Below are 13,815 nucleotides of genomic sequence, written 5' to 3'. Positions count from 1 at the left end.
GAGTCCCGTCCAATTCTTCGCGAGACAGCAGCCTTGACTCAACCTCGAATAGCTTGGGATCGCGAGCCGAAATCTACGCGGGACGTAACAACGTTTGCGGCGGTGCCCGCCGCGGCAGTCGTCCTTGGAGGCGTCGCTGCGGCCGTGCGCACGCCGGGACCGCGAGTGCAGAGTGCCGTCCAGCACATCGCGGCTGGCGTGCTGTTCGCAGCGCTCGCGACGGAACGGCTGCCCGACGTCGTGCACCGCCGCCTGCCGTGGGTGACGCTCGGCGGCTTCGCTTTGGGCGTCATCGCGATGCTGCTGCTCAAGGCGCTGGCACGCCGACTTGAAGCGCGGGAGGAGGAGACATCTTCGCCGTTGGCACTTCCCATCAGCCTGTTGTTGGCATCGGCACTCGACATCGCTCTGGATGGACTGCTGATCGGCGTGAGCTTTGCTGCCGGCGAGCGCCAGGGATTGCTGATCACGATCGCGATGACGCTGGAGGTGCTGTTCCTCGGCGTCGCAACCGCAGCGGCGATGCGCGGGCCTAAAGCGAGAAGCCAGGTGCTGGCCACCACGATCACCTTTGCCGTGCTGCTTATGGCAGGCGCCGGAATCGGTGCGTACTTCCTCGCGAGCGCCAGCCCGCCCGTGCTGGACGGCGTGCTGTCGTTTGGCGTTGCGGCGCTGCTCTACCTGGTCACCGAGGAGCTGCTGACTGAGGCGCACGAGGTCGACGAGACTCCGCTGCTTACGTCGATGTTCTTCGTCGGCTTCCTGGCGTTGCTGATGATCGAGATGATGGTTTGACTTCGACCTGACCTCATGGGACGCATGAAGTACCGAGCGTCGAATGCCGGGCCGACCCCTGCAGCACCCCGGCCGTTCCTGGCCTCAATGTCGCGGCGGCCGCCGTCTACTCAGCGGCGCGGGTCGGTGATCGCCATCTTGAACTCCTTCAACTCGTCGTCCAGCGATGCCACGGCGAGCTGATGAAGGATGGAATTCTGGGCGAATGACGCTCGCTCGCGGTCCATGTCGACGGTGTTGCTGTCGAGACCGGTCTGGGATTGCAGTGCGTGCTGGGCGAACTGCAGCGTGCTGCGTGGCGCGACCAGGCTGGGCGCAAGGTGGCCTGGCGACGTGGTCGCCATCGGCGCGGCAGGTCGAGCCCGATTGGCATCTTTGAGCGCTGCCGAGAAGCTGATGTCACGCGCCTGGTAGTTGGGCGTGTCAGCATTGGCGATGTTGCTGGCAATCAGCGCCTGGCGCTGACCTCTGAAAACCAGCGCTGTGGCCTTCCAGTCGTCATCGATCGCCGTGGTGGGGGCACCGCTGCTGGGGGTGGGACGGAGTGCGTTGGACATGGGCACCTCCTGCGGAAAAAGGGGAGCGCCGAAGCGCTTCCCCTCACAGTTGCCGTGGTGATCAGAAGCTGTGGCGCACGCCGACTTCCATGCCGGACGAGCTTTCGCCACCGCGCATGCCGGTCGGCGTCGTGTAGAGCACCGAGCTGCGCGCTGCACCCTTGTTGCTGATCTTGGCGTAGGTGCCGTACAGCGCAGTGCGCTTGGACAGGTCGTGCACGTAGCCCAGCGCGACGCGCGTGCTGTCGTCGGCGTCTGCATATCCAGAGCCGGCCACGCCACCCGAGCGGTTCACGTTGGTGTAGCCAACTCGGATCGAGCCTGCCTGGGTCACCGGGACGGTGGCGCCAACCGAGAGCTCTTGCGCCTTGCGCTGACCCCACTTCTTCACGTCAAAGAGGGTGTGCAGCGTGCCCCAAGGCGACTTGTAGTTGAACAGCAGGTTGTAGTTCTTGAACTTGGGCTGCGTGCTGCCGACGTCGGTCTGGCCAACAGCACCACTGAGGAGGAAGGTGCTGTTCTCAAAGCCCAGGCGGCCGCCGGTGTATTTGTTGCCGACCACGCCTTCGCCAGCGGCCACGTGCGCCTGACCGAACCAGCCACCCAGGTTCTTGGGCAGGAAGTAGCTGACGCCGTTGTCGCTGCGCTGAGTGGTCGTCGCGCCGCTACCCAGGGCTGCACTGGAGCCGTAGACGAAGACGCCGCGCGACCCTACGCCGACGATTCCGAACTCGTCGTTGAGCGCGTTGTTGTAGGTGGGCGTGGTGTCCCGTCCCAGGCGGATTTCGCCGAAGTCGCCCATGAGGCTGACAGTAGAGCGGCGGTTCCAAAATTTGCTGGCGTTGGAGGCGCCAGTGTCCAACTCGATGCCGGATTCCAGGTGAAAGCCTGCAGACAGGCCGCCACCCAATTGTTCAACTCCGCGAACGCCCAGGCGGCTGGTCGTGTTTGCACCGGACGCCACACCCTTCACAGTGCCGGCGCTGCCGTTCTTCACCTGGCGTACTGCCGCGTCAGCAACGCCATACAGCGTGACGGACGACGTTTGCGCGAAGGCAGAACCGGCAACTGCGCTGCATGCCAAGGCCAAGAGGACTGGCTTGTTCATGTACTTCTCCTATTCATTGGTCGATGCCAGAGGGCTGGATCGCCTCCAGCGCCTTGAAGGCTAGGGAAGCGGGCTAGGGAAATCCATTACTTCAACCATTTGGGCGGGTTCCCGCTGGTACGAGGCCATCCAAACCTTGGGTTCACGTGCCTCCAAATCGACACGACTGCTTTTTACGGACAGCGTCTCCCTCATTCACGCCGCCGTCACAGCTTTGAGCATTTTGGAACGCGGCGCACCGACCTGACAAAACCGTAATGTGTTGGACTGGCAGCGGTCATCTGCCGTTCCTTAAGCTCCTTGGTAAAAGCGACGTCTAAGACGTCGATCAATTTCCAACAGAGGGCTTGGCAATGCGCCAGTGCATTGAAGGCGCAGGATGCGACGGCCCGATGCTCAGTTGATTTCGAGGGCGAGGCGGGGAGATGTCGCCGCATGCTTCGAGGCTGGCAGGAAGTACCTACAGGGTACGAATGGGTTTCCACGTCACGTCCCGCTAGGTCTGGAGTACCTGCAGCAGGCTGAGCCGATCCGCGCAGATGATGCGCAGCAGCTGATCGTCGAATCACTGGACCTCTATGAGATCGTGGCGCATGGGCGCATCGCGACGCTGCAGCAGGCCGCGCATTCGGGACGTGTGACTGCGCAATTTAAGTTGGCAATCTGGACCTCGCTGACCGCGGCCGATTCTGACGAAGGGCTGCGTTGGTTCCGCAGCGCCGCAGCGGGTGGCGACGAAGCGTCGAGAAAGGTGCTCTGCCGCTACGCCCCGCACGAGCGCTCCGACGAGGAGATCGTGTCGCGTCTGAGATCGTTGAAAGACTTGCCGGGCATCGGCTGGCCTCACTTGCTGACATTCGCGATGGATCGGGCGCTGATGAGGCAGGAACCGCAGTTGCTGTTCCGCGCGCTAGCGCTTGGTCTGAAGCCAGGCGCGACGCCGGATGCTGGTCTCGCAGACAAGGTATTCGAAGCCTTGACGCATGCGAGTTCGATTCCCGGCGCGTCCATCGCCGTGGACCGCCGGGCGATTGAGACCTTGCTGGATGACTGCGTGGCACGGGGAAGCAGCGGCGCGGCTCTGATGCTCGGCCAAGCGCTGAGCGGAAACGACGTCGGAAGCCTCGGCTGGAACTCGCTGGTCGCGGGGCAAAACTTCCGGAAGGCCTCGGCGCTGCTGATGCGGGCAGCCGACGGTGGACACCTGGACGCTTGGACCCGGCTCTACGAGATGCACTCGAATCACAACGGTTCGGTGGCCAATCCGCCTATGGCGAGGTTCTGCCTCGAAAAGGCCGCAGCCAATGGCGTGGTGTTGGCTCAGCGCCGGCTTGGTGCGACCATCCTGCGGTCATCCGGGTCGTTGCGTGAGGTGGAACAGGGAATGAACTGGCTGTTCATCGCTGCGCAGTCCGGTGACAACCATGCGTTCAGGCTGCTATGCACCTTCGTTCTGCCCGTTGACGGGCGAGACGAGGACTACAGTATTGCTCTCACGGCTATTGGGCAGTCCGATCCTGGTCTGGCACTTCGACTGCAGGTGGCAAGGGACTTCGGGCTCACGAAGCTAGAGGCAATGACGGTAGACCTGGTGGACGGGCAACGACCCTGGGGCCTGGTGGTTGGGCGCAACCCTTTCATTCGTCATGCCAAGCTGTCATCCCCACGGGCGGTGCCGGCGCTGTCAACAGCGGTCCAGGAAAACCTTCGGCATATCGCAGCTCAAGTGGCAGGCGGTGGCGTGCGCGGTGCGGAGTCCCAAGATTTCGACTTGCGCTATCGCATGGCCAGGGTCAAACAGGTGCTGCATGCTCACGGACTTGCCGAATCGATGTTTTTTGCCCGGGCGCGCTCCAGCGACCTCGAGATCCTGCGTGGTGGCGGCCGGTGGGCGCGAACGGCCAAGATTGAACTCGACGCCGCGATGGCAACGCCCTTGGGCGAGGCCGAAGCGAAGGTGAACGCGCAGGCATTGCACCGGCCGTCCAGAAGGTTGGAAACCATTCGCAAGGTCGGGCCGGATGCGCAAGAAAAGATGACGCCGCTCTGCGCGCCCCAGTGATTTCACGCTGCCATGGCATGGACCAGCAACGGCGGCATATTCAGACATTGGCCCGGGAGATGTCATGAAACCCAGCCCCCTGCTGCGAGCGAATCGGCGTGTCACGTCCGCCCAGCGCATTTGCAGCGCAGCACTTGATCGATTGCAACTGGGCAACACGGCATCGATGACTAGGCTGAGCAAAGCCTCGTACGTCCTCGGCCTGGCTCGAGAGCGCTACGTGCAGCTCTCGAAACTGAACTCTCGCCTCGACATCTGAGGGATCTGGGCGACGCAACGGGCGCCATCGCCACGATGCATTGCGGGTGATGCCCCGCGAGGTGGTGTAAGTTTTTAGGCGAGGCTGCCCGTAGAGGGTGGCCATCGTGGTCCCGGATAAGGTTGAGGTGCGACCCAATAACCCTTGTCCAAAGGAAGACACGATGACCGCCTCAACTATCGCATTGGCCGAACTTGCCGAGAAGGGAGCCGACGTTGATGTGCTGCGCCAGATGGTGCAGTTCATGGCCCAGCGGCTCATGGAGATCGACGCCGAAGGGCGCTGCGGCGCCGGCTATGACGAGAAGAGCGCCGAGCGCATCAACAGTCGCAACGGCTTTCGAGATCGAACCTGGGAGACGCGTGCCGGCAGCGTCGAGCTCAAGATCCCCAAGCTGCGCCAGGGCAGCTACTTCCCCGAGTTCCTGGAGCCGCGCAGGACCGCCGAGAAGGCGCTGACGGCGGTGATCTAGGAGGCCTACATCAAGGGCATCTCCACGCGCTCGGTGGACGATCTGGTCAAGGCCATGGGCATGAGCGGCGTGTCCAAGAGCCAGGTGTCGCGGCTGTGCGCCGAGCTCGATGAGCGCGTCGGCGCGTTCCTGAACCGGCAGATCGAGGGCGACTGGCTATACCTGTGGATCGACGCGACCTACGTGAAGACGCGCGAGGCTGGTCGCATCGTGAGCGTCGCGGTGATAGTGGCCGTGGGCGTCAACACCGAGGGACAGCGCGAAGTGCTGGGCATCAAGGTTGGGGCCAGCGAGGCCGAGCCGTTCTGGACGGAGTTCCTGCGAAGCCTGAACCGACGTGGCCTGCGTGGCGTCAAGCTCGTCATCAGCGACAGCCATGAGGGCATCAAGGCGGCTGCGGCAAAGACGCTCAAGGCCACCTGGCAGCGCTGCCGCGTGCACTTCATGCGCAACGTCCTGGCCTACGCCAACAAGACGCAGCGGCGCATGGTGAGTGCGGCCATCGGCACGGTGTTCGTGCAGGAGACGCCGCAGGCGGCGAGGATGCAATGGCGCAGCGTGGCGGACCAGTTCCGAGAGAAGCTGCCCAAGCTCAGCGCCATGATGGACGCGGCAGAGCACGACGTGCTGGCCTTCATGGGCTTCCCCAGGGCGCACTGGCCGCAGATCTACAGCACCAACCCGCTGGAGCGGCTCAACGCAGAGATCAAGCGCAGGACCAACGTGGTGGGCATCTTCCCCAACGACGCCTCGATCACGCGGCTCGTCGGCGCCATGATGCTCGAGCAGAACGACGAGTGGAGTCTGAACCGCCGCTACATGCAGCTCGAGGGCCTGCAGACCCTCAGTGATACTGTTCCCACTCGGCTGTCCGCAGTGGCACGCTGAGTAACCCCGCGCATCCCAGCCTGTCCGGGCTGTGGACTTACACCACGCGCCGGGACATCACCGTGCTTGACCGCCGAAGGCGAGCAATCCGTCCTTGCAAAGCGACGGAACCACACAGACGACGGAAGACGAAAAAGAGCTTGACCCTGTAGCTACTTCATGGATTGAAATTCGACCCGTTGCGATAGGTGTCGATCGATGAAGAACGTTGAAGCGCGTGCGATCCAAGAACAGAACGGCGTTTGCTCCGCCGTCCAGTGCCGGAACCCTTCCATTTCCCCGCCACACTGCGCCATGGAAGTGCCCAGGCGGTCCGGCCGATCACCTTCAGGGGCGCGGTCTGGTCGGAGGGGTTGGCCATCGTGCGCGTCGTTGGCCCTGACCACGGCCGTGCTCCTCGCTCCTGGTTTAAGCTGCGCGCAACCGGATCAGGCTCAGCCAATGGCCGGGCCGGCAAGTTCCCCAGCTTCGTTGAGCACATTCACTCTCGAACAGGTCTTGGCACTCGCCGAAGCGGCCAACCCCGTGCTCCAGGGAAAGCAAGCGCAGTTGGCGGCTGCGGAGGGCGCTGTCACGGATGCCGTCGCCCTGTTTCAGAACAACCCTCAGGTATCGATCGAGAGCACCCGGAGGAAGGTGCCCGATGCGTCGTCTTTGGAGCGTCGCAAAGAATGGAGCGCCGGCGTTTCTCAGACCTTCGAGATCAGCGGACAACCAGGACATCGCCGTCAGGCCAGCGCAGCCGCCCTGCAGGCCCTGCGACTGGAAATAGATGACATGCGGCTGCAGCAGCGCGCCGAGGTGGCGCAGCGCTTTTACCGGGTGTTGGCCTTCCAGCGGCGCGTCGAGCTTGAGACCCAAGCCGTCCGGATGTTCGATGAAACGGCTCGGGCCGTCGAGAAGCGCCGTGCGGCCGGCGAAGACACGCGACTCGATGCCAATGTGGCGCTGGTGGAAGCCGAGCGCGCTCGCAATCAGCTCGCAACTGTCCAGGAGCAGCTGATTGAAGCCCGCAGTGCTCTCGCAGTGCCACTGCAACTGCCACCCTCGGGCCTGCCTGAGGTGGCCGGGGCTCTTGAAGCTGCGCGATTGCCGTATTCAGAGGGCGAGTTGCTCGATCTGGCACAAACGCAGCCCCGCCTGCGCGCGCTTGCATCCCGCCAGGACAGCGCTTCCGCTCGCCTGCAGCTCGAGCGCGCCGCTCGCTATCCGGATGTGACCGTCGGGCTCAACGTCGGGCGCGAAGGCGCCATGGACGCTCGCGAACGGCTGACAACGTTGACGGTGTCGCTGCCGCTACCGCTGTTCAAGCGAAACGCAGCAGGGATAGGCGTCGCGGCGACCGAAGCTGCGCAGGCTGATATCGAGCGCCGCGCCGCCGCGCGGAACGTCCCGGCCGACATCCATGCACTCTGGGTGCGACTCCAAAGCATGCAGCAACGGGTTGATCGCCTGCAGCTCTCCGTGATGCCAACGCTGGCGAAGAACGAAGAGCTATCCAAGAAGTCGCTGCATGCCGGCCAGATTGGCTTGATGGAGCTGATCTTGACGAACCGTCAACTGATCGACGCAAGGCGTGACCTGGTTGAGGCACTGCTCGACTACCAGACCACCCGGCTGAACCTGGAAGCGGCTGCCGGTTGGACCGTGCAGCCGTGAAGAACCAAAGAATGTCAAACCAGACGATGAATTCAATGACTTCCTTTCAAGCGTTCGGGTTGCTGACGCTCGCCCTCGCATTGACCGCATGCACCGGCGCCGACAAGGACGGCCAAGCAGCGCGCACGGACTCATCGCCAGCAAGCGGACCGGCTTCCAAGCGCGCTGAAGCAGGCGAGCGCGGTGGTCCGGAAATGGAAGGATCACCTGGCGTCGAAAACAAGGAGGCGGGCGACATCAAGATGTCTGCCGAAGATGTCAAGCGAGCCGGAATCCAGGTTGTGGAGCTCCAGCCGCGTTCGGAGGCCGACGTGGTGACGGTCACCGCGACCGTGAAGCCAAATCAGGATCTCCTCGCGCGTATTGCTCCCCGTGTTGAAGGGCGCATTTTGCGAGTCGACGCGAATCTGGGTGACAGCGTGCGCGCTGGCCAGCCCCTGGCAACGTTGGATAGCGTGACGCTCGGTGAAGCGCAGTCCAACTTGCTCCAGGTGCAGGCGACAAACCGAGTCGCTCAGGCCGACTTCCAGCGGGCACAGAGCCTGGCGGCCGAGGAAATCATTCCGCAGCGAGAGTTGCTTCGTGCCAAGGCCGAACTGGAGAAGTCCAATGCCGAACTCCGGGGCGCACAGGACAAATTGCGGCTGCTTGGTGCATCGGCATCGACCGGCACCGAAGGAACGTTCTTGCTTCGGGCGCCCTTCGCCGGCACCGTCGTGCAAAGAAAGGCTACCTTGGGTGAACTCGCTACTCCGAGCGAAACAGCGTTCACCATAGCCGACCTGTCGCGAGTCTGGATCGAGGCCAACATCACTGAAGATCTGCTCAGCCGCGTCAGGTCCGGTGCTGTTGCGACAGTGACGGTCGCCGCATACCCCGGCGTCATCTTCACCGGGAAGGTCACCTACATTGGCCGACTGCTCACGCCCGAGACTCGCACAGTCGCCGCGCGCATCGAGGTGAACAACAAGGATGGGCGGTTGAAGCCCGAGATGTTCGCAACGGCGAATATCGAAGTGGGCCAGATGACGTCCAACGTGCTTAGCGTGCCCGACGCTGCGGTGGTCCTGCTCCAGGGACAGCCGACCGTGTTCGTCGCCGAAGGAGACGGTTTCGAACCCCGCCCTGTCGAGACGGGCGACAAGCTAGGCGGCAGGACCGTGATCCGCTCAGGCGTCCAGGCTGGCGATCAAATCGTGATTGCCGGCGCGTACGCGTTGAAGGCCCGCCTGCTGAAATCGCAAATCAGCGACGAACATTGAACGAGGCCAACCAGCATGCTCAATGCCATCGTCGACGCTTCACTGCGTTACAAGGTCCTCGTACTCGTTGCCTTCGTCGTCATCATCGGCCTGGGCGTGCGCGCCTTCAAGCAGGTACCGGTGGACGCCTTTCCAGACGTGACCCCGATCCAGGTCAACATCTACACCGAGTCACCCGGTCTCGCCGCTGAAGACGTTGAAAAATTGCTCACGACGCCTATCGAGGGCGCCATGGCGGGCCTACCGGGCGTCGAAGAAGTGCGATCCGTGTCGCTCTTCGGCCTGTCGTATGTGGGGGTCTATTTCAAGGACGACGTCGACATCTACTTCGCCCGCCGCTTGGTCGGCGAAAAGTTGCAAGAGGCCAAGGAGCGTTTGCCAGACGGATATGGCGAGCCCGTGTTGGGACCGAACAGTTCAGGCCTCGGCCAAGTCTTTTGGTACACCATTGAGTCGGCTGACAACAAGTTGTCAACGATGGATCTGCGCTCGTTGCAAGACTGGACGGTGCGGTTGATTGTGCGGACCGCACCTGGCGTGGACGATGTCATGTCCTGGGGCGGCCACGAAAAGCAGTACCAGGTGCAGATAGACCCGCAGCGGCTGATCAAGTACGGTCTGACCTTCAAGGAGGTGATGGAGCGACTGACGGCGAACAACCGGCAGGTGGGCGGCCAGTACATCAACCTGGGGCCTGAGCAGTACCTGGTGCGAGGGCTCGGCCTGGTCAGCAACACCGTCGAGATCGCCGGCATCATGGTGGCGGAGCGCAACGGCGCGCCGATCTACGTGCGTGACGTGGCACAGGTCAAAGAGTCGCCCGCCCTGCGCTCGGGCGCCGTGACGACCAACGGCAAGGAGGCTGTGCTGGGCATCGCGCTGGCGCGCGTCAATGAGAACGCGAAGAACGTCGTTGACGCCGTGAAGGCCAAGCTCGCCACCGCGCAAGCGGCCCTGCCCAAAGGCGTGACGCTCAAACCGATCTACGACCGCACGGAGCTCGTGGACAAGGCGCTGCACACCGCGGAGAGCTCTCTCGTCGAGGGCTCGATCCTTGTGGCGGTGATCCTGTTCCTGTTCCTTGGAGAAATCCGCTCCGCGGTGGTGGTGATCGTGACGCTCCCGCTGGCCATGCTGATCGCGTTCATCCTCATGCAACAGTTCGGTCTGACGGCCAACCTGATGTCGCTGGCAGGCTTGGCGATCGGTACCGGCATGATGGTCGATGGTGCTGTGGTGATGGTGGAAAACGCTTTCCGGCTGCTGTCTCACGCCAAGGAGTCGGGCCAACCCATCAACAAGACGCACCTGATCCTCCAGGCGGCCCGCGAGGTGGTGAACCCGATCGCGTTCGCAATCCTCATCATCATCGTGGTGTTCCTGCCGCTGTTCTCGTTGACCGGCCTGGAGGGCAAGCTCTTCAAGCCGATGGCGCTGACCATCACGTTCGCCATGGCCGGCTCGCTGCTGCTGTCGCTGACGCTGGTACCTGTGCTGGCCGCGCTCATCCTCAAGCCCAAGGAAGAGCGTGACACTTTCTTGGTGGCGCGCGCCAAGCGGCTGTACTTGCCCTTGCTGGATTGGGCACTGGAGCGCAAGAAGCTGGTGTTCATCGGCGCGGTGGTCCTGCTGGTCGGATCCCTGGCGATGTTCCCTTTCCTGGGCAAGGAGTTCATGCCGACGCTGCAGGAAGGGGCGATCATGTTCCGCATCACCGGCATCCCTTCCACGTCGTTGGACGAATCCATCCGTGTGTCCCAAGTCGTTGACGTTGAGTTGCGCAAGCAGTTTCCACAGGTGAAAACTGTGCTGGCAACGATTGGCCGGGCCGAGCGCGGCGACACGGCCGACGTGAACTACATGGAGGTGCTGCTCGACTTGAAGCCGCCAGAGGAATGGCCCGAAAAGAGGTCCTACACCGCACTGGGCCACGACATGCAGGAAGCCCTCGAAAAGGTGGTCCCGACTGCCGTGTTTGGTGCCACCCAGCCGATCCAGATGCGCGTGGAGGAGCTCATCTCGGGCGTGCGTGCCACGCTCGCCTTGAAGCTCTATGGGGAAGATCTGACAACGCTGGACCGCCTCACAGGGCAGATCCAGGGCGTTCTCAAAACGATCCCCGGGGTGGCTGACCTCTCAGCCGAGGCCAACAAGGGCAAGCCACAGCTCGTGATCAGGGTGGATCGGGCGGCCGCATCACGTTACGGCATCAACGCCGACGAGATCCTCGAGGTGGTGCAATCCGGAATCGGCGGCAGCAAGGTTTCCACGTTGATCGAAGGCACCAAGCGCTTTGACATCACCGTGCGCCTGGCGGACGAGTACCGCGCTTCGCCCAGCACCATCGCCTCGATTCCGCTGCGCACTGCCGAAGGTGCCCTGGTGCCGTTTTCCCAGGTGGCCAAGATCGAACTCGACGAAGGCTACTCGTTCGTGCGTCGTGAATCACTGCAGCGCTATGCGGTGCTTCAGATGGACGTGAAGGGGCGCGACGTCGATGGATTTGTGAAGGACGCCGACGCCAAACTCAAGGCTTCGGTGCAACTGCCACCTGGTTATTGGATGGAATGGGGCGGTGCCTTCGAGAACCAGCAGCGGGCCATGGCTCGCCTGGCAGTGATCGTGCCGCTGACTATTGGTCTGATTTTCATCCTGTTGTACACGGCCTTCAACTCCTTGCGTCATGCAACGTTGATCATCTCGAACGTGCCGTTCGCCATCATTGGCGGAATCGTTGGCTTGTTCGTCAGCGGTCAGTACCTGTCGGTCCCATCTGCAATTGGGTTCATCGCGGTGTTTGGCGTGGCGATGCTCAACGGCATCGTGCTGGTGTCCTTCCTCAACGGCTTGCGGCAGCAGGGACTGCCGCTGCGCGAGGTTGTGAAGCAAGGCGCTTCATTGCGGCTGCGACCCGTGCTCATGACCGCCTCGGTCGCCATCTTGGGTCTGGTCCCGATGTTGTTGTCCACCGGGGTGGGCGCGGAGACCCAGCGGCCGCTGGCAACCGTGGTTGTTGGTGGGCTCATCACCTCCACCGCGCTCACGCTGCTGTTGCTGCCCATGATGTATGAATGGGCCGAAGGACGTGCCGATCGGCGCGCCGCCGGGGCGCATGCATCGTCTGAAGGAGAGTCCGCATGAAAGAGATCAAGGCGTACGTCCATGCCAATCGCATTGGTGAGTTGATGGCAGCCCTCAAGTCGTCCAATGCTTGGGGCGCCGCCGCCGTCGACGAACACAACCTGACCGTGTACGTGGTCCAGGGCACGCTGCTGCCTATTGATGATCGCGAGCGCCACTTCTCGGTGGAGCTGGGCGATGAGGTGGTCAACGAATACAAGCTCGAACTGGTCTGCGACGACGGCCAAGTCGACGGGCTGGTGCAGCTGATTCGCACCGTGGCACGAACTGGTCAGGCAACGGCTGGCTGGGTGTACGTGACGGATGTTCGGGAAGCGCATCGGATCCAATAGCTTGATCTATAGCAGCTGGTGCAGTGTTTTGAATAGCCGCGGAAAACTAGATTTGTCCTGCAGCATGGGCAGCTCGTTGCGGTCGCTTTTCCTGTGGCTGACTCTTGCTTTCATCACGGCAGGACTCGGATCTCCCAGTGTCTGGGCGGGCAGTCCCCAAGGGCCAACGGGTCGGGCGCCGGGGCAAGTCCGCGTCATCGGCAGTGGAGCCTGCGTTCTTGCCTCACGGTGCTGTCGGCCCTTGGCACAGACAATCACGGCAGGAGATCAAAGCGGCGCTGCTTCAAAGTCCTGCGGAGCTTCAGCGAAGCGCTGTGTTTGTGAAGCGTGTTGTACGACCCTTTGCCTCCCCAGAGCGCAGGCTTCGTCACTTGGAGCGGCGTTGTTGCACGTCTGGCGGTCTGCATCACTGTTTGAGCCCATCGCGCATGTGCCGCAGGTGCCGAGGCGTCCTCCTAGGAGGCTTTCCTAGACTGCTGTGCCAGTAGGTACGCAGGCTATTGGCAACGACCCCACTTTCTGAACGATGGCAGACCCCAGCTGATGCTGCCATTTCTACTCTCAATTAGGAACACTATGAAAACCTTTGTCCAAGTTGCGTTCGCCGCTTCCATTGCTCTGGCGAACCAGGCATTCGCTCAAGTCCCCAATCCATATGGCTCGGCTGCATCCACGGCGGAGGCAGAGCGAACAATCGAAATACTGCCCACGACGCGATTCATCAATGTGACTCGATTTGAGACAGTTCGGCTGGCTATCAAGGAAGGCAATGAGGTGAAATACGTCGTCTGGCGTTTTGACACCCTGTCTTTGCAGCCGTTCGATCTCGGTACAGTTGTCCCGTCACTCGCGGCGCGTTCTGTCAAGGTCTACGTCGCCCGTAGCCACCTGGACAGGAACTGATGTTTGAGGGCCGCCTTTAAACGGTGGCCCTTTTTTGGCGGTGCGCCCGGCAGGGCGCACCTACTTGGAGGTGGAAGTCCTCTACCAGCCCGGCAAGGGGAATGGTTACGTGTTCGGCAACCGGCGCGCCAACCGCATGAAGGTTCTCGTGCACGACGGCATCGGCGTGTGGCACGCGGCTAGGCGGCTCAATGCCGGCCGGTTGCCCACCCACTCCAAAGCCGGATCGACGAGTTGCTGCCGCACCGCTGGTCAGCGCGAAGCTGACTGCGTAGCGGCAAATCCCATCCCCGGTGTCCGGGGCTGGGAATCTGTGCCGGCCCCAGGGCTGCAACCGTCAGGACAACCTTGCCTCGACAAACGGAAACCTTGACTCT

Annotated in this window: 10 protein-coding genes and 1 pseudogene; 9 read left to right on the top strand and 2 right to left on the bottom strand. The window is 62.5% G+C overall.

All coding sequences use genetic code 11. The features are described from left to right. Nucleotides 1-165: 165 nt before the first annotated feature. A complete protein-coding gene (locus EV671_RS14710; RefSeq protein WP_243655730.1) occupies nucleotides 166-795 on the top strand; it encodes a ZIP family metal transporter in 630 nt (209 codons plus the stop codon). Nucleotides 796-905: 110 nt separating this feature from the next. On the opposite strand, the gene flgB is transcribed toward EV671_RS14710, so the two are convergent. Together flgB and EV671_RS14700 are read right to left on the bottom strand one after the other, a co-directional pair. Beyond that, complete coding sequence (flgB, locus tag EV671_RS14705; protein ID WP_132572935.1) at nucleotides 906-1,352, bottom strand: flagellar basal body rod protein FlgB; 447 nt, start codon at nucleotides 1,350-1,352, stop codon at nucleotides 906-908. 61 nt (nucleotides 1,353-1,413) lie between these two features. Then, nucleotides 1,414-2,460, bottom strand: a complete 1,047-nt coding sequence (locus EV671_RS14700) for a porin (protein ID WP_132572932.1) — start codon at nucleotides 2,458-2,460, stop codon at nucleotides 1,414-1,416. 379 nt (nucleotides 2,461-2,839) lie between these two features. Between EV671_RS14700 and EV671_RS14695 the strand changes: the two genes are divergently transcribed. The 8 genes and pseudogenes from EV671_RS14695 to tnpB all read left to right on the top strand — a co-directional run bounded on the left by EV671_RS14695 (nucleotide 2,840) and on the right by tnpB (nucleotide 13,811). Further along, nucleotides 2,840-4,522: a tetratricopeptide repeat protein gene (locus tag EV671_RS14695; RefSeq protein ID WP_132572929.1), complete on the top strand. Its 1,683-nt coding sequence runs from the start codon at nucleotides 2,840-2,842 to the stop codon at nucleotides 4,520-4,522. Between the two features lie 422 nt (nucleotides 4,523-4,944). After that, nucleotides 4,945-6,141: pseudogene (locus EV671_RS14690) on the top strand (IS256 family transposase). Between the two features lie 498 nt (nucleotides 6,142-6,639). Beyond that, nucleotides 6,640-7,800: a TolC family protein gene (locus tag EV671_RS14685; RefSeq protein WP_243655729.1), complete on the top strand. Its 1,161-nt coding sequence runs from the start codon at nucleotides 6,640-6,642 to the stop codon at nucleotides 7,798-7,800. Nucleotides 7,801-7,835: 35 nt separating this feature from the next. Continuing rightward, nucleotides 7,836-9,062, top strand: a complete 1,227-nt coding sequence (locus EV671_RS14680; RefSeq protein WP_132572965.1) for an efflux RND transporter periplasmic adaptor subunit — start codon at nucleotides 7,836-7,838, stop codon at nucleotides 9,060-9,062. Between the two features lie 15 nt (nucleotides 9,063-9,077). Next, complete coding sequence (locus tag EV671_RS14675; RefSeq protein WP_132572926.1) at nucleotides 9,078-12,203, top strand: efflux RND transporter permease subunit; 3,126 nt, start codon at nucleotides 9,078-9,080, stop codon at nucleotides 12,201-12,203. After that, nucleotides 12,200-12,535 (top strand): P-II family nitrogen regulator, encoded by a 336-nt coding sequence (locus EV671_RS14670; protein WP_132572923.1) that lies wholly within the window; start codon nucleotides 12,200-12,202, stop codon nucleotides 12,533-12,535. Before EV671_RS14675 ends, EV671_RS14670 begins: the two co-directional genes overlap by 4 nt. A 576-nt stretch (nucleotides 12,536-13,111) precedes the next feature. Beyond that, on the top strand, nucleotides 13,112-13,438 hold the full coding sequence (locus tag EV671_RS14665) for a CzcE family metal-binding protein (RefSeq protein WP_165917579.1): 327 nt from the start codon (nucleotides 13,112-13,114) through the stop codon (nucleotides 13,436-13,438). Between the two features lie 40 nt (nucleotides 13,439-13,478). Then, the gene (gene tnpB / locus EV671_RS27980; protein ID WP_420893161.1) at nucleotides 13,479-13,811 is read left to right on the top strand and encodes an IS66 family insertion sequence element accessory protein TnpB; all 333 of its coding nucleotides are present in this window, start codon (nucleotides 13,479-13,481) and stop codon (nucleotides 13,809-13,811) included. Nucleotides 13,812-13,815 lie beyond the last annotated feature (4 nt).

Source organism: Roseateles saccharophilus, assembly GCF_004342485.1.
GTDB lineage: Bacteria > Pseudomonadota > Gammaproteobacteria > Burkholderiales > Burkholderiaceae_C > Pelomonas > Pelomonas saccharophila.
Note: the sequence above shows the minus strand (reverse complement) of the source record. Positions and strands in the feature narration are given on the sequence as shown.